A 19267-nucleotide genomic window follows, 5' to 3' on the forward strand; every position below is an offset into this window, starting at 1 on the left:
CGGATCAGGTCGCGCGCAGCTTCCTGCGGCGCATCAGGCCTAGGCCACCAACCGCCAGTCCGAGCAACCAGACAGAGGCGGGCAGGGGCACCGGGGCGGGGGTGGCCGCCAAAACCTCGTACCGCAGCCCCGCGGCGGTGCCGTCCGCAAATCCCTTCCAATAGGTGTGATCATCCCGGAAGGTGCCATCATCGTTCGCCGACCAGAGGCCCTCGCCGCCGATCTTCTGCAGGTTCAGGTAGTCCCCCTTTTCCGCGTCGCCCTTCAGTTCCTTGTCCATCCAGGCGGTCAGGAAGTGCTGGCCCACATTGTTCATGAACACCGTGTCCCAAACCGGATCGGTATAGTGCTCTGACACGTTGAACCTGATCCGGTCGTTATAGTAGAAACTCTCCTCCGGCGCGGGGATCGGGGCCACGGTGTTGTGCCCGCCGCCATCGAAGGTCAGCAAGGCGCGGTCCACGCTTGTCGCCCCTTCCCAGATCGCCCGGACCCCGTTTTCATAGCCGGACGTGGCATCATCGGACCCGGCGATGAAGAGCATTGGAATGTCGAGGCCCGCCAACCCTTCGGCATCCCAGAAGCCTGTGTTCATGCCCCAGGGGCCAATGGCCACGGCGGTCTTGATGCGCTCATCCGGCAGCGCCTCATGGGTATCACTGCCCGCCTGATGGATACCCAGCGTGCCCTCCGGCCCGCCCCAGGGATAGCCGACAGAGGTTTCAGTGACACCGCCACCGGCCGTCACAATGGCGCCGTAGCCGCCCATCGAATAGCCGATCAGCCCGGCGTTATCGGCATCGATCTTCCCCGCGAACCCGGAGCTGGCATCCTTGTTGAGCTGCGCCATCTGATCGAGCACAAAGAGCTGGTCCAGCGGGCGGTTCACCAGGGTGGACCCAAAGGCCGACTGATCCCGATAGGTGGAATCAGTATGGTCGATGGACGCGACGACATAGCCCTTGGAGGCGAGGTTTTCCGCCAGATGTGACATCAAAAACCGATTGCCGGGATAGCCGTGGCTCAGCATGATCAGGGGAAAGGGATCGGTGCTCTCGGCGGGGGCTGCATCCCGTACAGCGCGGCCCTGCAGGGTGACTTCCGTGGTGCCGTCCCGAAGATAGGCCTGCATGGATGTGTCACCCGTGGCCCCTGCGACCGACGGATACCACATCTCCACGGTCAGGGGGCGGTCATACCGGGGCGGATTGCCGGGTGTACCCCCACCACCGGCCACGGCCACGGCCACGATGTCGATCTGATCCTCGTTCACCAGTTCGATCTGACGCACACCAACCGAAAGGTCACCATAGGCGGCCAATTCCGGTGCGTCGGGCGATTGCCCGTCAATCCTGTTTTGCGCGGCAACGGGCGGTGCGACGGTTGCCGCGATCAAGGTGGTCGTCAGAACGATATATCTCATTTGGTGTCCTCTCCTGTCATTTTCCAACTTTAACGCGTATTCATCCACGAAACACAGCCCGGAGCCAAACCAGAAGTTTGCGACGGTTGCATGACGTAGCGGCAGGACCCGGGACAGATCGCGCGCCCGGTTTCAGGGCGTCCCGGCGAGATGGCAGTCTTCGCGCCAGCAGGTGATGTCCTGTCAACAGGTTACCTTTGCAAAATAAACCGCTGCGGTCTCGCACAATTCCCAGTCAAAACCGAAGGTCAGAACACTCAACGTAGCCGCAGGCGACACGCAGAATAACTGTGGAGGTCGGCGCGTGCGGGACGCCCCTACCGCGTGGGGCGCGTGTCCGGCAGATGGATGTTGGCGACCTGTTCGGCAATCGGATCATTGGACAGGGGGTGGGTGTCGGCCGTGAAGTTGTCCGGGTCCCTCATCTTTTCCCAGCTGCCGCCGATATAGACTTCCAGCCCGGAAAACTTGGACTTGTATCCCATCTTCTGACTGCCCGGCACCCAGTAGCCCAGATAGACATAGGGCAGCCCCGCTTCCTCGGCGATCTTGATATGATCGAGGATCATATAGGTGCCCAGCGAGCGTTTCGGATGGCCGGGCTCGTAAAAGGAATAGACCATGCTCAGCCCGTCGGAGAGCACATCCGTCAGGCTGACACCAATGAGGCCGCCCCCTTCCTTGTCGGTATACTCAACCACACGGCTGCGGATTGGCGTTTCCTCGATCATCGCCGCAAACTCGAAGACATCCATATCGGCCATGCCACCCTCGGCGTGGCGGCTGTCCAGATAGGTCCGGAAGAGCTCGTATTGCTCCTCGGAGGCCCAGGGCGAGGTGGCCTGCCGGTCCAGGTCGGCGTTGCGGTTGATGGTCCGGCGCTGGCTGCGCGAGGCGGTGAAGGCGGAGACATCGATGCGTGCGCTCAGACAGGCGGAGCATTCGGCACAGGAGGGGCGGTAGAGCACGTTCTGCGAGCGGCGGAAGCCCTGCTGAGACAGGCTGTCGTTCAGCTTGCTGGCATTTTCACCCTGTAGCGCGGTGAACAGCTTACGCTCCATGCGCCCGTCCAGATAGGGGCACGGTTGCGGTGCAGTTACATAGAACTGCGGAGCGATGGGCAGTGTGTGGCGCATGGGATTCCAGAGGTTGTCCGAGCCAGAATAGCAAGACGCGCGCCAGCCGCCAAGCCGAAGTTTACACCCCTAACGGTGGGCAGCGCGGCGGTTTATCATGACCGTACCCAGCACGTGATCGGTTAGCCCCTGACCCCGTTCCGTCGTGGCCATCATGACCATGGAAATCAGCTGCAAAGGCGCCACGCCCCAGCTGACGGTGTACCCCAGCGTATGGGCAAAGGCGCCCCCCATATCAAGCTGTGTGCCCTGCGATGTGCGCAACTCGATCGCGAAGAGCCGCATGCCCCAGGTGGCGGAGCCATTGGCGATCGTGATCATGCGGTAGATGAAGCCCACCACCAGGAACAGCAGCGGGAAAAAGAACAGCCCTGTGAAGGCCGTGAAGGGTAGGATCACAAGGCAGGCCAGAAAGGTCAGAACCGCATCGACGCCCCAGGCCATGAAGCGTTTAAGGGGGACGTCCTTGTAGAAATCCGGTTGGGTTTGCGGGTCGGGCGTGGCCATCGGGGGAAAACCTTGTCAGGAAGAGGGAAGTGCCGGGATTTGCCCCGGCACATCATCGGTTAGGCGTTTGCCGTGCCTTCGTCATTCTTGTCGGCGCGGTCGTTCATGAACTGGTCGAATTCTGCCTTGTCTTTTGCATCGCGCAGACGCTCAAGGAAAGCCTCGAATTGCTGTTGTTCATCTTCCAGACGGCGCAGCGTATCGGCTTTGTACGCATCGAAGGCTGAATTGCCGCTGGGCCGCATGGCGCGCATGCCATGGCGCATCGAAGTGGATTTACGGCTGCAGGATGTGAACATGCGTTTGCTCCAGATCATGTAAAAGAGAAGGGCGAGACCCACGGGCCAAAGGAAGACAAATCCAAGGACCATGGCGGCAATCCATGCGCCCTTACCTTTGGAATCGAGCCAGTTTTCGGCGCGGGCGAACCAACCGGGCTGGCTGGGCAGGGGTGTCATTTGTGTCGCGGTGGTCATCAAAGTGCCTTTCTGTTCGGGTTATCGGACCCCCTTGTCGTCGGGGATGTGAATGTCTTTCACATTACATAGATTGGCATGTGGGATCGCGCTTACAAGCCTCTATGTGAATGTTTTTTACATTTTTCGACTTAAGATATCAGATTCAAATAGTTACGTGCCATGAAATTGCCGTAAATAACCGGGAAGGAACTACCCACGCGCCTTTTCAGGCGTAAAAACACCCACGCAATGGACCATTGACCTCCCCGCCATCTGTGGCAAAAGCTGGCACATGAGCCTTGCCCGCCTTATGACCCGTTGCCCTCGCGCTTTTGACCCGGACCGGGGGCACGAGGCGCTTGACGCCGTCGCGGATATTCCACCTGATCTGCAGGACCTCATCACAGGGACCGCCGGATCAAGCCCCTATCTGGCCAGCCTGATCGGGAAGGAAGCGGCGTGGTTGCCGGGGGCGCTTGCCGCCCCGGACGATACGCTGCACACCGAAATCACCGCCGCGCGGGACGCGGGCGCGGATGGGTTGGCGGATGCCTTGCGGCAGGGTAAGCGACGGGTTGCGCTGCTGACGGCTTTGGCGGATTTGAGCGGCGCTTGGCCTTTGTCCCGGGTGACGGGTGCGCTGACGGATTTCGCCGATGCCGCCTGCCAATCGGCGTTGCGTGCGGGCCTTGCGGTGCAGATCAAACGTGGCAAGCTACCAGGCAAGACCGAGGGCGACTTGCAGGACGCCGCAGGCATGTGCGTTCTGGCCATGGGCAAGATGGGGGCAGGGGAGCTCAACTATTCCTCCGACATCGACCTGATCTGCCTCTTTGACGAGACACGGTTCGATCCTGCAGATTTTCACGATGCCCGCGCCAGTTTCGTACGGGCCACCCGCGCCATGACTGCCACGCTGAGCGAGATGACCGCGCAGGGCTATGTGTTCCGCACCGATCTGCGCCTGCGTCCTGATCCTGCCGTGACGCCCGTTTGCATGGCGATGGAGGCGGCTGAGCGCTACTATGAAAGCCTTGGCCGCACGTGGGAGCGCGCAGCTTATATCAAGGCGCGTGTCGCCGCAGGCGATCAGGTGGCGGGCGGGCGGTTCCTGCAGGAGCTGTCGCCCTTCGTTTGGCGCAGACATCTCGATTTTGCCGCCATTCAGGACGCCCATGACATGCGTCTGGCGATCCGTGAACACAAGGGGCTGGGTGGTCCGATCACTCTGCCGGGGCATAATATGAAACTGGGCCGTGGCGGCATTCGAGAGATTGAATTCTTTACCCAAACCCGTCAGCTGATTGCGGGCGGGCGGGACCCCGAACTCCGCCTGCGCGGCACGGTCGAAAGCCTTTCTGCCCTTGCGGAAAAGGATTGGGTGCCCGCCGATATGGCGCAAACACTTGCGGATCACTACATCGCGCACCGCACCGTGGAGCACCGGCTGCAGATGGTGCAGGACGCACAGACCCACAGCCTGCCGCAGAATGCGGACGGCTTTGAGCGCCTGGCCTGCCTGATGGACCGCGACAGCACGGAGCTGCAGGCGGAACTGGCGGAACGGCTGGAAGCCGTACACGAGATGACCGAAGGGTTTTTTGCCCCGCCGAAACCCGACACCGCAGCGCCGGGCATTCTGGACGATGACATGCTGTCGCGCTGGCTCGGCTATCCGGCCCTGCGCAGCGAGCGCAGCCGCGCGATCTTTCAGCGCCTGCGCCCGGATCTGCTGACGCGACTGGCGCAATCCTCGCGGCCCGAGGAGGCCCTGCGGGCCTTTGACGGCTTCCTTGCTGGGTTGCCCGCCGGGGTACAACTCTTTTCCCTGCTCGAGGCGAACCCGCAGCTCACCGATCTTCTGATCGATATCACCGGCACCTCGCCCGAACTGGCACAATACCTGTCGCAGAATGCAGGTGTCTTCGATGCGGTCATCGGGGGGGATTTCTTTACCGACTGGCCGGGGCAGGCGGGCCTGGAACCCCTGCTGCTCCAGCGCCTGAACGCCGAGGCGGATTACGAGGCGCAACTGGATGCCACCCGGCGCTGGCGCAAGGAATGGCATTTTCGCATCGGTGTGCATCTACTGCGCGGGTTGATCGATGCGGATGTGGCGGGCCGACAATATGCCGATCTGGCGCGGGCGGTGCTGGCGGTTCTCTGGCCGCTGGTGATCGCGCAGTTTGCCAAACGGCACGGGCCACCGCCCGGTCGCGGGGCCGTGGTGCTCGGCATGGGGTCACTGGGCGCCGGGCGGCTCAACGCCGGGTCCGACCTGGATCTGATCGTGATCTATGACCCGCTGGGCAGCGATATGTCCGATGGGCAGAAACCGCTGTCGACCAGACCCTATTACGCGCGGCTGACGCAGGCATTGATCACCGCGCTGACAGCACCGATGGCGCAGGGGCGGCTCTTCGAAGTGGACATGCGGCTGCGGCCCTCCGGCAATCAGGGGCCGGTGGCCACCAGCTGGGCCTCCTTCCAGAGCTATCAGCAGGAACAGGCCTGGGTCTGGGAGCATCTGGCGCTGACCCGCGCCCGGGTGGTGGCGGGGCCGGATGATCTGGCCGAAGATGTGGAGCGGTTTCGTCAGCAATTGCTGCAGGCCCCGCGCGACACCCCCGAGACGCTGGCGGAGGTGGCCGAGATGCGCGACCGTATCCGCGCGGCCAAAAGCCCGGCCAGCCTGTGGGACGCCAAGATCGGCCCGGGCCGGGTGCAGGAAATCGAATTGATTGCACAGACCGGTGCCTTGCTGCAGGGCGATGTGAGCGGCCAGACCGAGGCGGGCCTGCAGGCCGCTGTCGCTTCGGGGGTGTTGGATGACGCATCAGGGCGGGACCTCTCCACACTCTACGCCTTTTATTCCCGTGTGTATCAGGTCACGCGCCTGCTGTCGGACCAGCCGCTTGACGCGGAAACCCTGGGCCCGGCGGGGCAGGCGTTTTTATTGCGCGCCTTGGAGGAGGATACGATGACTGACCTGCAGGACCGGCTTGTCGAAAGCTACGCCCGTTCCGCCGCTCTCCTTGATGCCGCGCTCCGCGCGCCCGATGCGGCGGCGACACCATGAAGGGCGACGAGAACGATCCCAAAGGGCTGATCTTTGAGGCCTATCGCATCGAAGGCATTACCGATGCCGAGTGCCGGACCATTTTCCTCGACTGGGCGCTCAGCCTGCCGTCGGAGCGCGAAACGGCACAGGCGCTTCAATTGCTGGTCGCGCAATACGGGGCGCTGCATGCCGACCATCCGATGACCGGTGTCATGACCGAAGGTCTGTCCGGCATGGCCACCCCGAAACGGCGCGGCGGCTGGCGTTCGAGACCGCGTAACTGACCGTTTTTATCGAATTCGGAACAGTTTTAGCTAAAATTCGTCACAATTCGGCCTCAGTCGGGGGGTATCTCCAACCTCGAAGTTATACAGGCGTGCAGAATGTCGCCCTTAGTGGAGACACGATATGAAACCGATGAAAATGATTGCAGCCCTGGGCTTTGCCGCCCTGATAGCCGGCTGCGCGACAACAGACACCGCCAGCCGGAACGCCCCGTTTGACACACCAAAGGCAGGTGCGGCGCCAGCAGCGCAAGCCCTTGACGGTCAAAGTATTTTTGAGGCGACGGCACCATCCTGGAACGTGCAGCGTGTAAACGTAACCGTGCCGGAGACTCTGGTGGTGTCGGAGGCCAACAGCTACTACCCGTCCGGCGACATCGTCTGGCGCGGTGACCCCGCCGGGGATCGTCATGCGCAGGTCAAAGCCATTTTCGAGACCGCCATGGCGCGGGGCACCAGCGACATGAACGCGGGCCAACCGGTCATTCTCGATGTGCAGGTGCTTCGCTTTCACGCCCTGACCGAAAAGACCCGCTACACCATTGGCGGCATCCATTCGATCAGCTTTGGTGTGACCCTGCGCGATGCCAACAGCGGTGCGCTGTTGGGAGAAAGCCGTGTGGTCAAGGCCGACCTGAGAGGGTTCGGCGGCCAGCAGGCCATTGACGCTGAACGTGCGGGGCTGACGCAGAAAGTCCGGATCACCGACCACCTCGCCAAGGTCATTGAGGCAGAGCTTGCCACCGCCGGTGGCTACACCAACCAGCGGCTGGGTCTGGTTCAGGCGATCAACAACACATTCTGATCTTTCACCCGACCGTGGAAGCGATTAGAGGAGGGCGCTATGACAGCGCCCTTTTCTGCATCCGATGCACCCGTTACCGATCTGCCCATTGTCCGGCTGCGGCCCAAGGCCAATGCCCGCGCGATCCGCCATGGTTTCCCTTGGGTCTATGCCAATGAGTTGGTGACCGACCGCCGCACCAAAGCCTTGGCGTCCGGCACGCTGGCCCAGTTGCAGGATGATGCGCGCAATCCCATGGGCATCGTCGGCGTCAATCCTGCCTCCAAGATCATCGCGCGGGTGCTGGACCAGGACCCGGGGGCGCAGATTGACCAGAGCTGGTTCGAGGCGCGGCTGGCGCGTGCGCTGGCCCTGCGGACCCGCCTTTTTGAGGCACCGTTCTACCGGCTGGTGCATGCAGAGGCGGACGGCCTGCCAGGGGTGATCATCGACCGGTTTGGCGACACCTGTGTCGTGCAGCCCAATGCCGCCTGGGCGGAGGCGCTTTTAGCACCCCTGGTCGCGGCCCTGCAATCGGTGACCGGCGTGCAGACCGTGCTGAAAAACGCTTCTGGCCGGACGCGGGGGCTGGAAGGGCTGGATGATGCAGGCGCCGTTCTCGCAGGTACCGCGCCGGATGCGCCGGTATCGGTGCCGATGAATGGAGCGACCTATATGGCCGATCTGACCGGCGGGCAGAAGACAGGGTTGTTCTACGATCAACGGCCCAACCACGCCTTTGCCGCGTCATTGGCCCGTGGCGCGCGGGTGTTGGATGTCTTCAGCCATGTCGGCGGGTTTTCCCTTGCTGCATTGGCAGGCGGGGCGGAGCGGGCCTTGGCCGTGGACGGCGCGCAACCCGCGCTGGAGCTGGCGCAGGCGGGTGCAGGGGCGATGGGGGTCGAAAGCCGGTTTGCCACGCGGCGCGGCGATGCTTTCGAGGTATTGACCGCCCTGCGCGAGGAGGGTGCGGAATTCGATGTGGTGATCTGTGATCCGCCGGCCTTTGCACCGGCGCGCCCGGCGCTGGAGGCAGGGTTGCGCGCCTATGAGCGTGTGGCGCGGCTGGCCGCCCCGCTGGTGGCCGAAAACGGTATTCTGGGCCTCTGTTCCTGTTCCCACGCCGCTGATCTGACGGCTTTTCGCGGGGCCAGCGTGCGTGGCATTGGCCGGGCGGGGCGTCGGGCTGCGCTGATCCACACCGGGTTCGCGGGGCCGGATCATCCGCAATTGCCGCAACTTGCGGAAAGCGGGTATCTCAAATCCGTCTTCTTTCGGCTGTAGCCCATGAAAATCACCATCGATGCCTGCGTTCTCTACCCGACGGTGATGCGGGAGATGGTGCTGGGCGTTGCTGCCACCGGCGCTTTCGAGCCGGTCTGGTCGTCCCGCATTCTGGAAGAATGGGCCCGTGCTGCGATTAAGCTCGGCCCGTTGGGAGAGACGCAGGCGCGCAGCGAAATTGCGCTGTTGCGGTCACTGTGGCCGGACGCGGAGGTGCCTGCCGCGCCCTCTGTCGAGAAGCGCTTGTGGTTGCCGGACGAGAATGACATCCACGTCCTGGCCACGGCGGTGTCCACATCAAGTGACGCGATCATGACGTTGAACGCGAAGGATTTTCCCAAAGGTGTACTGGCAGAAGAAGGCCTGCTGCGGCTGGCGCCCGATGAGTTCCTGTTCGGGCAATGGCAGCAGAGACCTGATGCCCTTCAGGCAGTGGCTGGCAAGGTTCTGGGTGAAGCGCGACGTCTCTCCGGTCAGCCGTGGGAGATGCGCGCGCTGCTGAAAAAGGCCAGGCTGCCGCGTCTCGCAAAAGCCCTCACACAGACGGGCTGACTGCCTATTCCGTCAGGGTCCATTTCGCCTCAAGCGCTTTCAGGGCGGCCACCCGATCTTGGGTCTTGGGATGACTCATCAGCCAGGCGGGCACGGCGCCGCCGTTCTGTTGTGTAAGCTTGTCCAGTTTTTCAAACAGGCTGATCTGCGGGGCCACGCCGATGCCTGCCTTGGTCAGCAGCGCCGCTGCGTAGGCATCTGCCTCGTATTCATCTGAACGGGACAGCCGCGCGGCCAGAAGGGTGGTCAGCATGCCCGCCAGCCAGACCCCGATCCCCGGGATGAACCGCCCCAAGACCATGGCGAGGGCCGTACGCAGGGCGTTCTGGCCGGAAAAGTCGATCATCCGCCGCCGCGAATGGCCCAGGGCGACATGGCCCATTTCATGGGCGATCACGCTGGCGATTTCCGTGTCGCTGACCTCGCCTGTGCGGAATTTATTGTAAAAGCCGCGGGTGATGAAAATGCGCCCGTCTGGGGCTGCCAGCCCGTTGACCGGGTCGATTTCGTAGATGTGCACACGAATGCGCGGCAGGTCCAGCGCGGCGGCCATCCGGTCCATCAGGGCCTTGAGTTTGGCGTCCGCCAGTTCGGTGGAGCGTGCGTCCAACTGCTTGGCCGTGCGCCACGCGGAAAAATGGTACATCGCAAGGCCATAGAGAATGGCGAGCAGGATGGGCGTGAATTTGATCATGAGGGGAATATGGGGCCGGGGAGCGCAGGCGGCAAGTTCGGGAGCCTCCGGCGGGGATATTTCTGGCCAAAAGAAGCGGGGGGGGACGATCAGCGGCCCAGCAGTTTCATGCCGCGTTCGATGCCGGAGAGGGTCATGGGGACCATGGCGTCTGGCCCCAGCAATTCCTGGATCATGGCGATGGACTGGGTATAGCGCCAGTACTTCTCTGGCACCGGATTGATCCAGAGGGTCGCGGGCCATTGGTCGCGAAAGCGGGTCAGCCAGGTGGCACCGCTCTCTTCGTTCCAATGCTCGGATGCGCCACCGGGGTAGGCGATTTCATAGGGTGACATCGAAGCATCGCCCACGAAGATGCATTTATAGTCCGGTCCGAAAGTGCGCAGCACCTCATGGGTGGGGATCTGAGCGTCCCAGCGGCGGCGGTTGTCGCGCCAGAGGCCTTCGTAGACGCAATTGTGGAAGTAGTAGTATTCCATGTGTTTGAACTCGGCGCGGGCGGCGGAAAAGAGTTCCTCTACCACCTTCACATGCGGATCCATCGAGCCGCCCACGTCGAGAAACAGCAGCACCTTGACCGCGTTGCGCCGCTCGGGTCGGGTTTTCACGTCGAGATAGCCGTGTTCGGCGGTGGCGCGGATGGTGCCGCCCAGATCAAGTTCCTCATGCGCGCCATCGCGGGCCCAGCGGCGCAGCCGTTTCAGCGCGACCTTGATGTTGCGGGTGCCCAGTTCGACCGTGTCGTCTAGGTTTTTGAATTCGCGTTTGTCCCAGACCTTGGTGGCGCGCTGGTGGCGGGAGCGGTCCTGGCCGATGCGCACGCCTTCGGGATTGTAGCCATAGGCGCCAAAGGGCGAGGTGCCGGCGGTGCCGATCCATTTGTTGCCGCCCTGGTGCCGCCCTTGCTGTTCTTCAAGACGTTTTTTCAGCGTTTCCATGAGCTTGTCAAAACCGCCCAGGGCGTCAATCTCGGCCTTTTCTTCCGCTGTCAGGTGCTTTTCAGCCATTTTCTCAAGCCAGTCGGCGGGGATGTCCACCGCCTCCATCACCTCCTGAACCGATATGTTTTCCAACCCGGAGAAGGCCGCTGCAAAGGCGCGGTCAAACTTGTCGATGTTGCGCTCGTCCTTCACCAACGTGACGCGGGCCAGGTAGTAAAACGCCTCGACATCATAGGTTGCGAGCCCAGCCTGCATGGCTTCGAGAAAGGACAGGAATTCCCGCAACGACACGGGAACGGCATTCTTGCGCAGGGCATCGAAGAAGGGCAGGAACATAACGTAAGATTACACCAGTAACCGGTCGATCACCACCGTCAGGATCATGCCGACGATCATGAAAGCCAGTGCATAACCGGCGGCGTATTGTGCGATATCCTTGTTGTTGCCCTTGCGGCGCGCGGCGGTGGTGCCGCCAATGATGGCGCCCAGAATGGCAGCGGCAATTACGATCATCTGTCCCTCGTTCTACTCTTCTCCGGTCGGCCCCAGCGCAGAGGAAGGGGTCAGACCGGTGTATTTGCGGGATTGAGCGTCGAGATTTCGCGTTGCTTTGCCCGCACGGCCCAATCCGGGCCAAACCCGTAGCGTGCCCACCCCAGACTGTCCAGCCGGACGCGGCGCGCCTCTTCGACGCGCCCTTCAAGCGTGAGCGCTTCGGCGCGGAGCAATTGCAGCGTCGCCAGCAGCGCCGCATTCTGCGAGATGCGCGCCGCCTCGATATGGGGATCGATCAGGCGCAGGGCACGGGGACCATCGCCCTTGACGATTTCATAGGCGGCCAGTTGTGCGGCGACATAGGCACGGTGCAGCCGGGTGCTGGGGGATCTGGCGTAGAAGCGGTCTGCGGTCGTGTAGTGTCGCTGTGCCGCATTCGGGTCTGTCCCTTGCAGGACGCGGCCCATCGCGTAATGCGCAAAGGCGCGCCGGTTGTCCTGCCATCCCAGCCGTGTTGCCGTGGAAACAGCCTCGGCAGCCGCCGCGCGCCGTGCCGAAGCGCTGGCCCCCGGACCCAGGGCCGTCTGGATCGCGGTGTTCCACTCCTGCGGTGTTGCCGACGGGCGCGGGCGCGGGCCGGTTTGCCCGGCGGGGTTGAGCCGCGCAAAGAGTGCGGGCAGGCGCCGCGCCACCTCCGCGCGCGTCATGCCGGAGCGCAATTGCGGGTCATAGGTGGCCCGCAGGATCAGCATGTCGAAGTTCGTCAGCACCGTATGCACATTGTCGTCGTTGAAGACAGAATTCGGCAGGCGGTAGAGGTCATTGAGCGGCCCCAGCGCCTGGGCCAGTTCCTCGTGCAAGCAATCGCGCGCTTCCTGCGGGCTGGCGTCCTTGGGCACGAAAATCGCCAGCCGGGTGCGGGTTTCGAGCAGGGCCCAATTGGTGCGCGGGCTGCGCCGCGCCTTGCGGAATTCGCTCAGCGATCCGACATTTGGGGCCACGAAACAGGCTGCTTGCGGCAGGACACGCCGGATTTCGGCGCGTGAGACGGCCTGGATGGTGATATTGGCCTCGGCCTCGGCCACACTCGTGATCTCTATCCCGGCTTCGTCGCGCAGACGACCCAGCAGCGCGCCGAGATCGGCGGCCAGCGTGGGCGGGGGCGCACCAGTCAGGCGCAGGGTAATGGGCCCTTCGAACCGGGTCAGGACAGGCAGTTCCCGGCCGCTTTCCATCTGGAAAGACAGATCGAGAAAGTCACGCACCAGATCGGCATTGGCGACCGCCGGACGGTTGATCTGGGCCCGACCAAAGGTCTTCATCGGGGGCAGGGTGCTGTCTGCGATCACCGCGCGGGAGGCGATGCCGCCCTGGGTGACCGGCGTACAGGCGTTCAGCACCATGATCAGCGGCAGGATCAGGCGGCGCCTCATGTGCGCGCGTATTTGATGAAGGGTGTCTTCACACCGATACGATCGTAGAGCTGGCGGGCGGTCGTGTTGAAATCCTGCGTCAGCCAATAGACGCTGGGCGCCCCGGCGGCATCCGCGGCGGCATAGACCGCTTCCATCAGCGCGCGTCCGATGCCCTGGCCGCGCACCTCCGGATCCGCATAGAGGTCCTGCAGGTAGCAGACGTTTTCCTCGGACCAGCCATGGCGGTGAAACAAGTAATGGGTCAGCCCCACAAGCCGACCGTCCAGCTCGGCCACCAGACCGTTGAAATCCTGTGGATCATCGCCCAGCAGCCGGTCGAAATAGAGATCAAAGATCGATTGCGGGCGCGTGGTCTCGTAGAACGCCAGATATGCCGTCCAAAGGGTCGCCCATTGGGGTTTGTCATCCGTGCGCAGGGGACGCACGGAGACACGCGAGGTGTCTGTCATATCTTCAGCCTGCCTATAGCCTCTGCCCGCGATCTTGGCGCCGCGGATCATTGTGAGGCCACTGTGCAGCTAAGGCAGGGTGCTGTCAAATGCGATCAGACGCCGCGGTCACCGCCCGCTGCGCGCCAGAAAGGCGAGCCGCTCGAAAAGATGCACGTCCTGTTCATTTTTAAGCAGCGCACCATGCAGTTTCGGCAGGGCATTGGCACCGGAGTTTTTGAGGTCTTCGGCGCTGAGATCTTCGGCCAGAAGCAGCTTCAGCCAGTCCAGCACTTCGGAGGTCGAGGGTTTTTTCTTGAGACCCGCCTGCTCGCGAATCTCGTAGAACTGCGTCAGCGCCGTGGTCAGCAGCGCCTCCTTTATGCCGGGGAAGTGCACCTCGACAATCGCGCGCAGGGTCTCCATCTCCGGAAAGCGGATATAGTGAAAGAAACAGCGCCGCAGGAAGGCGTCGGGCAGTTCCTTTTCATTGTTCGAGGTGATGATCACGATGGGCCGGTGCCGCGCGCGGATGGTCTCGCCGGTCTCGTAGACAAAGAACTCCATCTTATCGAGTTCCTGCAGCAGATCGTTGGGAAATTCGATATCCGCCTTGTCGATCTCGTCGATCAGCAGGACGACTTTCTGATCGGCCTCGAAGGCCTCCCAGAGCTTGCCCTTGCGGATGTAGTTCCTGACATCATGCACACGTTCCTCGCCCAGCTGGCTGTCGCGCAGGCGGCTGACCGCGTCATATTCATAAAGGCCCTGCTGCGCCCGGGTGGTGGATTTGATGTTCCATTCAATCATCGGCAGATCCAGCGCGGCGCTGACCTGCCGTGCCAGTTCGGTCTTGCCGGTACCCGGTTCGCCCTTCACCAGAAGCGGCCGTTCCAAGGTCACGGCGGCGTTTACGGCGATTGTCAGATCGTCGGTGGCGATGTAGTCGGCGGTGCCTTGGAATTTCATGTATCGTCAACCCTTTGTGGCGCGCAGTGTCGGAATGCTTTTAGCCAGAATTCTTCCGGATTGTGTAGTGACAATCGATAGGACGTGGGGTAGATCGTGGCGCATGGGGGCACTTGGCCTGAGGACAAGTCGCGTATGAATGACGTTAGCCGTGTTGAGGGGAAACAAATGAAACAGGAACTGTTTCTGCCGGATGATTATCGTCCGGCCGAAGATGAGCCGTTCATGAACGAACGACAGGTTGAGTATTTCCGCCGTAAGCTGTTGAACTGGCGCGCTGAACTTCTGGCAGGATCCAAGGATACCATCGAAGGGCTGCAGGATGGCACCCGCAATATTCCCGACGTGGCCGACCGTGCCTCCGAGGAAACCGACCGCGCGCTGGAACTGCGCACCCGGGATCGTCAGCGCAAGCTGGTCAGCAAGATCGACGGGGCCCTGCGCCGGATCGATGAGGGTGAATTTGGCTATTGTTCCGTGACGGGCGAGCCGATTTCGCTGAAACGTCTCGACGCGCGCCCGATTGCCACGATGAGCCTTGAGGCGCAGGAGCGTCATGAGCGCCGCGAGAAAGTACACCGCGACGATTGATCCCAGGCGGTCAGATCGGATTGAGCGTAAAAGCGTCGGAGCCAAGGCTTCGGCGTTTTTGTTTGAAGGGTCTTCGATGATCAGGAATGTCGTTGTGGTGGGCGCCGGGGTTGGCGGGTTGGCCGTGGCCACGGCCCTGGCACGCCAAGGGGTGGCCGTCACACTCTACGAAAAAGCGCCGCGGATCGTCGAAGTGGGGGCCGGTTTGCAGATCAGCCCCAACGGTCTGGCGGTGCTGCGCGCGCTGGGGATCGAGGAGGCACTGGAGCGCGCCGGGGCGGTCCGTGCCACGTCGGTCGTTCTGGAGGACTACAAGGCGGGGGCGGAGGTCGCGCGGCTGGATCTGACGCGGTTGCAGGACCAGAAGTACCTGTTTGTGCATCGCCACGATCTGATCACCCTGCTGGCGAAGGCTGCAACGCAGGCAGGCGTGACGCTGGAACTGGGGCAGGAGGTGACGGGAATCGCGCCTGGCACTCTGCCGGAGATGCAGTTGGGCACGGGCCAGACGGTGCGGGCGGAAGCGGTGATCTGCGCGGATGGCATTCATTCCGTTGGCCGGGATGTTGTCTCGCCCGGGTCCACAGCATCCTTTACCGGTCAGGTGGCATGGCGGGCAACTGTGCCCGCACGAGATCCGGCGCCGGAGGCGCGGGTGACCATGGGACCGGGCCGTCACCTCGTGCGCTATCCGCTAAAGGCCGGGGCGCTGATGAACATTGTCGCTGTGCAGGAACGTGACGCCTGGGCGGAGGAGGGGTGGAACCACGCCGATGATCCTGCAAACCTGCAGGCCGCGTTTGCGGATTTTGGCGGCTCTGCAGGGGATCTTTTGCGGCGTGTCGAGGCAGTGTCCCTGTGGGGGTTGTTCCGGCACCCGGTGGCTGAGACCTGGAGGGCGGGGAATGTGGCTTTGCTGGGGGATGCGGCGCATCCGACTCTACCGTTTCTGGCGCAGGGGGCCAATCTGGCGCTGGAAGATGCCTGGGTGCTTGCGACCTGCCTGATGGACGGGCGCGCTGATCAGTATCAGGAGATGCGCAAACCGCGGGCCACGCGGGTGATCGACGCCGCCAGTGGCAATGCCCGGAAGTACCATTTGAAAAACGGGCCGGTGCGACAACTGGCGCATCTGGGGCTCTCGCTAGGCAGCCGTCTGGCGCCGGGGCTGATGATGCGGCAGTTTAACTGGCTCTACGGGTACGATGTGACAAAGACGTAATCCGAAGGCGCGCGGCGTCGCCGCGCACGCCATGCTTTCGGTTTTGGGCAAGCCCAAAACGGCGCTGTGCGGCGCTCTTACGCCGGACGCGACCGCTGCAGCATGCCGAAGAGATCGCGCGGATCGTCCGGGTCGGCCAGCAGGTCAAGCGGGTGGAACAGCTGCGTTTCTTCGATCTGGTCGCGCACGTAGCGCAGGGCGCTGAAATCCTCGATGGCAAACCCCACGGAATCAAAGAGCGTGATCTGTTCGGGATTGCGGCGGCCCTCTGCCTGACCTGTCAGCACTTGCCAGATTTCGGTGACAGGGTGGGTTTCCGGCAGTTGCTGTATTTCGCCTTCGATCCGGGTCTGTTCGGGATATTCCACGAAGATATCCGAGCGGTGCAGGATCGCGGGCGCCAGTTCCGTCTTGCCCGGGCAGTCGCCGCCGATGGCGTTGATGTGCACGCCCGCGCCGATCATGTTGTCGGTCAGAATGGTGGCATATTGCTTGTCGGCGGTGCAGGTGGTGATGATCTGCGCGCCAAGAATGGCATCCTCCGCCGTGGCGCAGGGGGTGACCGTCAAACCCAGTCCGGCAAGATTGGCCGCGCATTTCTCGGTTGCAGCCGCGTCCGTATCATAAAGCCGCACTTCCTCGATCCCGCAGATCGCTTTCATCGCCAGGGTCTGGAATTCCGACTGGGCGCCATTGCCGATCATCGCCATGACGGTGCTGCCCTTGGGGGCCAGCGTGCGGGCAACAAGGGCCGAGGTGGCCGCCGTGCGCAGCGCCGTCAGCAGGGTCATTTCGCTGAGCAGGACAGGATAGCCGTTGCCCACATCCGCCAGCAGGCCAAAAGCGGTGACGGTCTGCAGCCCTTCGGCCGTGTTCTTGGGGTGGCCGTTGACGTATTTGAACCCGTAGACCTCGCCATCGGAGGTGGGCATCAGTTCGATCACCCCTTCAGCGGAATGGCTGGCCACGCGGGGTGTCTTGTCAAAAAGCTGCCAGCGCTTGAAATCGGCCTCGATGTAATCGGCCAGGCCGCGCAGCATATCCTCAACCCCGATATGGTGGATGAGCTGCATCATGTGATCGACGGAGACGAAGGGGACGAGGGCTTTGTCGGAGGGGGTAAGCGTGGTCATGGCGGGGCCTTTCTATGTGCGGCGCGACAGGTGAAGACCGGCAATCATGCAGCGGACGGAACCGCCTGCGGTCTCAAGAGTGGGGATGCTCAGCGGCAGGAGGCGCGCATGGGCTTCGATCCGGGTGATTTGCTCTGGGGTCAGCGCATCGAGGGCGCGGGCGGAAAGGGCCAGCAGGGTGCCGTCACGCCCGCAAAGCTCGATCGCATTGCCGGCGAATGCGCCGATCTGATGCGGTGTGAGCGCGATGACATCCCGCCCGGTTTCGGCAAGCCGGTCGGCGACCATGGCGCGGCGGGCGGGATCGGTGATCATCTCCAGCCCGACAAGGGCCATATGGGTGCCAATCGCCATCAGGACATTGGTGTGATAGACGGGGCGTCCCTGCGCGTCTGCGGCATCAAAAGCGATGGGTTCAAAGTTGAAATGCGTGCAGAACCGCTCAAGGATCACCGGATCGGCGCGATGGGATTTGGCCACGTAGGCCACCCGCGCGATGTGGTCGAGAACCATGGCCCCGGTGCCCTCCAGCGCCAGCCCGTCGTGCTCAAGCCCCGAATAATCAATCACGTCCTGCACGCGGTAGTTGGCCTTCAGGCTGTCGATCACGTCCCATCGGCGCTCGCGGCGCCGGTTGGCGGCATACATCGGATAGACCGCGATATGCCCGCCCGCGTGGGTGGAAAACCAGTTGTTGGGAAACACGGAATCCGGTGTGTCCGTGCCGGTGTCGTCGAAATCATGCACGGTCACGCCTGCGGCGCGCAGGCTGTCCACCACATGGTCGAATTCGGCGCGGGCACGGGGGGCCACCTCGCCCCGATCCGGCGTCTGAAAAGCATTGTCACCTTGCGTTTCGGGATTCGAGCGGAAGTGATGCGGGCGGATCATCACCACGGCAGAAGGGGCTTGGACCTGCATGCTCAGAAGGCCCGTGTGGGTCGGTCAAAGACCCGGCGACCCAAGGCGGAGGCGGCCAGATCGACCATCACCTGCGCCGTGCGGCCGCGCTCATCGAGGAAGGGGTTCAGTTCAACCAGATCGAGTGAGGTCATCAGCCCACTATCATGCAGCATCTCCATGACCAGGTGACCTTCGCGGATCGTGGCGCCTCCGGGCACTGTGGTGCCAACTGCAGGAGCGACGCTGGGGTCGAGAAAATCCACATCGAGCGAGACATGCAGCATGCCGTTTGCCGCCGCCACACGCTGCAGAAAGCTGGCCAGCGGCTTGGCGATGCCGGATTCGTCGATGTCGCGCATGTCGACCCGGTGGATCGCGGTGTCCTGCAAGGCCGCGCGTTCGGCGTCATCCACGGAGCGCAGACCGATGATGGCGATGTTTTCCTGCGGCAGGGGCGTGCCCAGCGGTGGGAAGCCGTCGAAATCGGGCCGCCCGGTCACGTAGCCCAGAGGTGTGCCATGCAGATTGCCGCTGTCCGTGGTCGCCAGGGTGTGAAAATCGCTATGGGCATCAAGCCAGAGCACGAAGAGAGGCCGCTTGACCGTCTCGGCGTGGCGCATCGCGCCCAGCACAGTGCCAAGCGCCAGTGAGTGATCGCCACCGAGGAAAATGGGGAGACCGTCCCGCAATCCGACCTCCGCCGCCTCGGCGAGGGCGGTGGTCCAGCCGATGGTCTCCTCCAGCGCGTGCAGGCGGTCGTGGGGTTTCGCGCTGAAGGCGGTTGGGGTGACGTTGCCGCGATCCTCGACGCGGTGGCCCAACCCCTCCAGCGCCTCCGCCAGACCGGCGGTGCGGTAGGCATCCGGCCCCATCAGGCAACCACGACGGCGCTTGCCACTGTCGACAGGTGCGCCGTAGAGAATACAGGTCTGATGGGTCATGGGAGGCTCCGGTCTATCGATTTTC

Annotated in this window: 20 protein-coding genes; 7 read left to right on the plus strand and 13 right to left on the minus strand. The window is 62.9% G+C overall.

Translation table 11 applies throughout. The annotated features are described in order from the left end of the window. Positions 1-4: 4 nt before the first annotated feature. The 4 genes from ISX84_RS18500 to ISX84_RS18515 form a co-directional block, all read right to left on the minus strand. Positions 5-1423 carry an alpha/beta hydrolase family protein gene (locus tag ISX84_RS18500; RefSeq protein WP_195821885.1) on the minus strand — a complete coding sequence of 473 codons (1419 nt, stop codon included), beginning with the start codon at positions 1421-1423 and terminating at the stop codon, positions 5-7. Between the two features lie 317 nt (positions 1424-1740). Further along, positions 1741-2559 (minus strand): arginyltransferase, encoded by an 819-nt coding sequence (locus tag ISX84_RS18505; protein ID WP_195821886.1) that lies wholly within the window; start codon positions 2557-2559, stop codon positions 1741-1743. A 69-nt stretch (positions 2560-2628) separates the two neighbouring features. Then, positions 2629-3066 (minus strand): RDD family protein, encoded by a 438-nt coding sequence (locus ISX84_RS18510; RefSeq protein WP_195821887.1) that lies wholly within the window; start codon positions 3064-3066, stop codon positions 2629-2631. A 59-nt stretch (positions 3067-3125) separates the two neighbouring features. After that, positions 3126-3542, minus strand: coding sequence for a DUF2852 domain-containing protein (locus tag ISX84_RS18515; protein WP_195821888.1), 417 nt, complete (start codon positions 3540-3542; stop codon positions 3126-3128). A gap of 274 nt (positions 3543-3816) precedes the next feature. On the opposite strand from ISX84_RS18515, the gene ISX84_RS18520 reads away from it, so the two are divergent. The 5 genes from ISX84_RS18520 to ISX84_RS18540 all read left to right on the plus strand — a co-directional run bounded on the left by ISX84_RS18520 (position 3817) and on the right by ISX84_RS18540 (position 9489). Next, positions 3817-6603, plus strand: a complete 2787-nt coding sequence (locus ISX84_RS18520; RefSeq protein WP_195821889.1) for a glutamine-synthetase adenylyltransferase — start codon at positions 3817-3819, stop codon at positions 6601-6603. Beyond that, positions 6600-6869: a hypothetical protein gene (locus tag ISX84_RS18525; RefSeq protein ID WP_195821890.1), complete on the plus strand. Its 270-nt coding sequence runs from the start codon at positions 6600-6602 to the stop codon at positions 6867-6869. The genes ISX84_RS18520 and ISX84_RS18525 overlap by 4 nt, the downstream gene beginning before the upstream one ends. Positions 6870-6993: 124 nt before the next feature. Next, positions 6994-7674 (plus strand): DUF6778 family protein, encoded by a 681-nt coding sequence (locus ISX84_RS18530; protein WP_229884423.1) that lies wholly within the window; start codon positions 6994-6996, stop codon positions 7672-7674. 39 nt (positions 7675-7713) lie between these two features. Continuing rightward, complete coding sequence (locus ISX84_RS18535; protein WP_195821891.1) at positions 7714-8937, plus strand: RSP_2647 family RNA methyltransferase; 1224 nt, start codon at positions 7714-7716, stop codon at positions 8935-8937. 3 nt (positions 8938-8940) lie between these two features. Further along, a complete protein-coding gene (locus ISX84_RS18540) occupies positions 8941-9489 on the plus strand; it encodes an RSP_2648 family PIN domain-containing protein (protein WP_195821892.1) in 549 nt (182 codons plus the stop codon). Between the two features lie 4 nt (positions 9490-9493). On the opposite strand, the gene ISX84_RS18545 is transcribed toward ISX84_RS18540, so the two are convergent. The 6 genes from ISX84_RS18545 to ISX84_RS18570 all read right to left on the minus strand — a co-directional run bounded on the left by ISX84_RS18545 (position 9494) and on the right by ISX84_RS18570 (position 14452). Continuing rightward, a complete protein-coding gene (locus ISX84_RS18545) occupies positions 9494-10183 on the minus strand; it encodes a M48 family metallopeptidase (protein WP_195821893.1) in 690 nt (229 codons plus the stop codon). A gap of 89 nt (positions 10184-10272) precedes the next feature. Beyond that, complete coding sequence (locus ISX84_RS18550; protein WP_195821894.1) at positions 10273-11460, minus strand: vWA domain-containing protein; 1188 nt, start codon at positions 11458-11460, stop codon at positions 10273-10275. Between the two features lie 9 nt (positions 11461-11469). After that, positions 11470-11637 (minus strand): apolipoprotein acyltransferase, encoded by a 168-nt coding sequence (locus tag ISX84_RS18555; RefSeq protein WP_195821895.1) that lies wholly within the window; start codon positions 11635-11637, stop codon positions 11470-11472. A gap of 50 nt (positions 11638-11687) precedes the next feature. Further along, on the minus strand, positions 11688-13052 hold the full coding sequence (locus tag ISX84_RS18560; RefSeq protein WP_195821896.1) for a DUF2927 domain-containing protein: 1365 nt from the start codon (positions 13050-13052) through the stop codon (positions 11688-11690). Further along, on the minus strand, positions 13049-13504 hold the full coding sequence (locus ISX84_RS18565; protein ID WP_195821897.1) for a GNAT family N-acetyltransferase: 456 nt from the start codon (positions 13502-13504) through the stop codon (positions 13049-13051). The genes ISX84_RS18560 and ISX84_RS18565 overlap by 4 nt, the downstream gene beginning before the upstream one ends. Before the next feature lie 108 nt (positions 13505-13612). Next, entirely contained in the window at positions 13613-14452 is an 840-nt protein-coding gene (locus ISX84_RS18570) for an AAA family ATPase (protein ID WP_195821898.1), read from the minus strand. A gap of 168 nt (positions 14453-14620) precedes the next feature. Between ISX84_RS18570 and dksA the strand changes: the two genes are divergently transcribed. Together dksA and ISX84_RS18580 are read left to right on the plus strand one after the other, a co-directional pair. Next, positions 14621-15043, plus strand: a complete 423-nt coding sequence (gene dksA, locus ISX84_RS18575) for an RNA polymerase-binding protein DksA (protein WP_195821899.1) — start codon at positions 14621-14623, stop codon at positions 15041-15043. 76 nt (positions 15044-15119) lie between these two features. After that, complete coding sequence (locus ISX84_RS18580; protein WP_195822071.1) at positions 15120-16265, plus strand: FAD-dependent monooxygenase; 1146 nt, start codon at positions 15120-15122, stop codon at positions 16263-16265. Positions 16266-16342: 77 nt separating this feature from the next. Here ISX84_RS18580 and ISX84_RS18585 read toward each other — a convergent pair whose 3' ends face one another. Genes ISX84_RS18585 through rocF form a run of 3 tightly spaced genes read right to left on the minus strand, consistent with a single transcriptional unit; the run spans position 16343 to position 19242 of the window. Continuing rightward, positions 16343-17398 (minus strand): ornithine cyclodeaminase, encoded by a 1056-nt coding sequence (locus ISX84_RS18585; protein ID WP_195821900.1) that lies wholly within the window; start codon positions 17396-17398, stop codon positions 16343-16345. A 12-nt stretch (positions 17399-17410) separates the two neighbouring features. Continuing rightward, entirely contained in the window at positions 17411-18319 is a 909-nt protein-coding gene (gene ctlX / locus ISX84_RS18590; protein WP_195821901.1) for a citrulline utilization hydrolase CtlX, read from the minus strand. A gap of 2 nt (positions 18320-18321) precedes the next feature. After that, on the minus strand, positions 18322-19242 hold the full coding sequence (gene rocF, locus ISX84_RS18595) for an arginase (protein ID WP_195821902.1): 921 nt from the start codon (positions 19240-19242) through the stop codon (positions 18322-18324). Positions 19243-19267: the final 25 nt, after the last annotated feature.

Origin of the sequence: Roseobacter sp. MH60115 (assembly GCF_015644665.1) — a bacterium.
Taxonomy (GTDB): domain Bacteria; phylum Pseudomonadota; class Alphaproteobacteria; order Rhodobacterales; family Rhodobacteraceae; genus Roseobacter.

Bases quoted from the DNA above. Each gene is read 5' to 3' on its own strand.
- ISX84_RS18500 (WP_195821885.1), bottom strand. From the start codon at position 1,423: ATGAGATATATCGTTCTGACGACCACCTTGATCGCGGCAACCGTCGCA.
- ISX84_RS18505 (WP_195821886.1), bottom strand. From the start codon at position 2,559: ATGCGCCACACACTGCCCATCGCTCCGCAGTTCTATGTAACTGCACCG.
- ISX84_RS18510 (WP_195821887.1), bottom strand. From the start codon at position 3,066: ATGGCCACGCCCGACCCGCAAACCCAACCGGATTTCTACAAGGACGTC.
- ISX84_RS18515 (WP_195821888.1), bottom strand. From the start codon at position 3,542: ATGACCACCGCGACACAAATGACACCCCTGCCCAGCCAGCCCGGTTGG.
- ISX84_RS18520 (WP_195821889.1), top strand. From the start codon at position 3,817: ATGAGCCTTGCCCGCCTTATGACCCGTTGCCCTCGCGCTTTTGACCCG.
- ISX84_RS18525 (WP_195821890.1), top strand. From the start codon at position 6,600: ATGAAGGGCGACGAGAACGATCCCAAAGGGCTGATCTTTGAGGCCTAT.
- ISX84_RS18530 (WP_229884423.1), top strand. From the start codon at position 6,994: ATGAAACCGATGAAAATGATTGCAGCCCTGGGCTTTGCCGCCCTGATA.
- ISX84_RS18535 (WP_195821891.1), top strand. From the start codon at position 7,714: ATGACAGCGCCCTTTTCTGCATCCGATGCACCCGTTACCGATCTGCCC.
- ISX84_RS18540 (WP_195821892.1), top strand. From the start codon at position 8,941: ATGAAAATCACCATCGATGCCTGCGTTCTCTACCCGACGGTGATGCGG.
- ISX84_RS18545 (WP_195821893.1), bottom strand. From the start codon at position 10,183: ATGATCAAATTCACGCCCATCCTGCTCGCCATTCTCTATGGCCTTGCG.
- ISX84_RS18550 (WP_195821894.1), bottom strand. From the start codon at position 11,460: ATGTTCCTGCCCTTCTTCGATGCCCTGCGCAAGAATGCCGTTCCCGTG.
- ISX84_RS18555 (WP_195821895.1), bottom strand. From the start codon at position 11,637: ATGATCGTAATTGCCGCTGCCATTCTGGGCGCCATCATTGGCGGCACC.
- ISX84_RS18560 (WP_195821896.1), bottom strand. From the start codon at position 13,052: ATGAGGCGCCGCCTGATCCTGCCGCTGATCATGGTGCTGAACGCCTGT.
- ISX84_RS18565 (WP_195821897.1), bottom strand. From the start codon at position 13,504: ATGACAGACACCTCGCGTGTCTCCGTGCGTCCCCTGCGCACGGATGAC.
- ISX84_RS18570 (WP_195821898.1), bottom strand. From the start codon at position 14,452: ATGAAATTCCAAGGCACCGCCGACTACATCGCCACCGACGATCTGACA.
- dksA (WP_195821899.1), top strand. From the start codon at position 14,621: ATGAAACAGGAACTGTTTCTGCCGGATGATTATCGTCCGGCCGAAGAT.
- ISX84_RS18580 (WP_195822071.1), top strand. From the start codon at position 15,120: ATGATCAGGAATGTCGTTGTGGTGGGCGCCGGGGTTGGCGGGTTGGCC.
- ISX84_RS18585 (WP_195821900.1), bottom strand. From the start codon at position 17,398: ATGACCACGCTTACCCCCTCCGACAAAGCCCTCGTCCCCTTCGTCTCC.
- ctlX (WP_195821901.1), bottom strand. From the start codon at position 18,319: ATGCAGGTCCAAGCCCCTTCTGCCGTGGTGATGATCCGCCCGCATCAC.
- rocF (WP_195821902.1), bottom strand. From the start codon at position 19,242: ATGACCCATCAGACCTGTATTCTCTACGGCGCACCTGTCGACAGTGGC.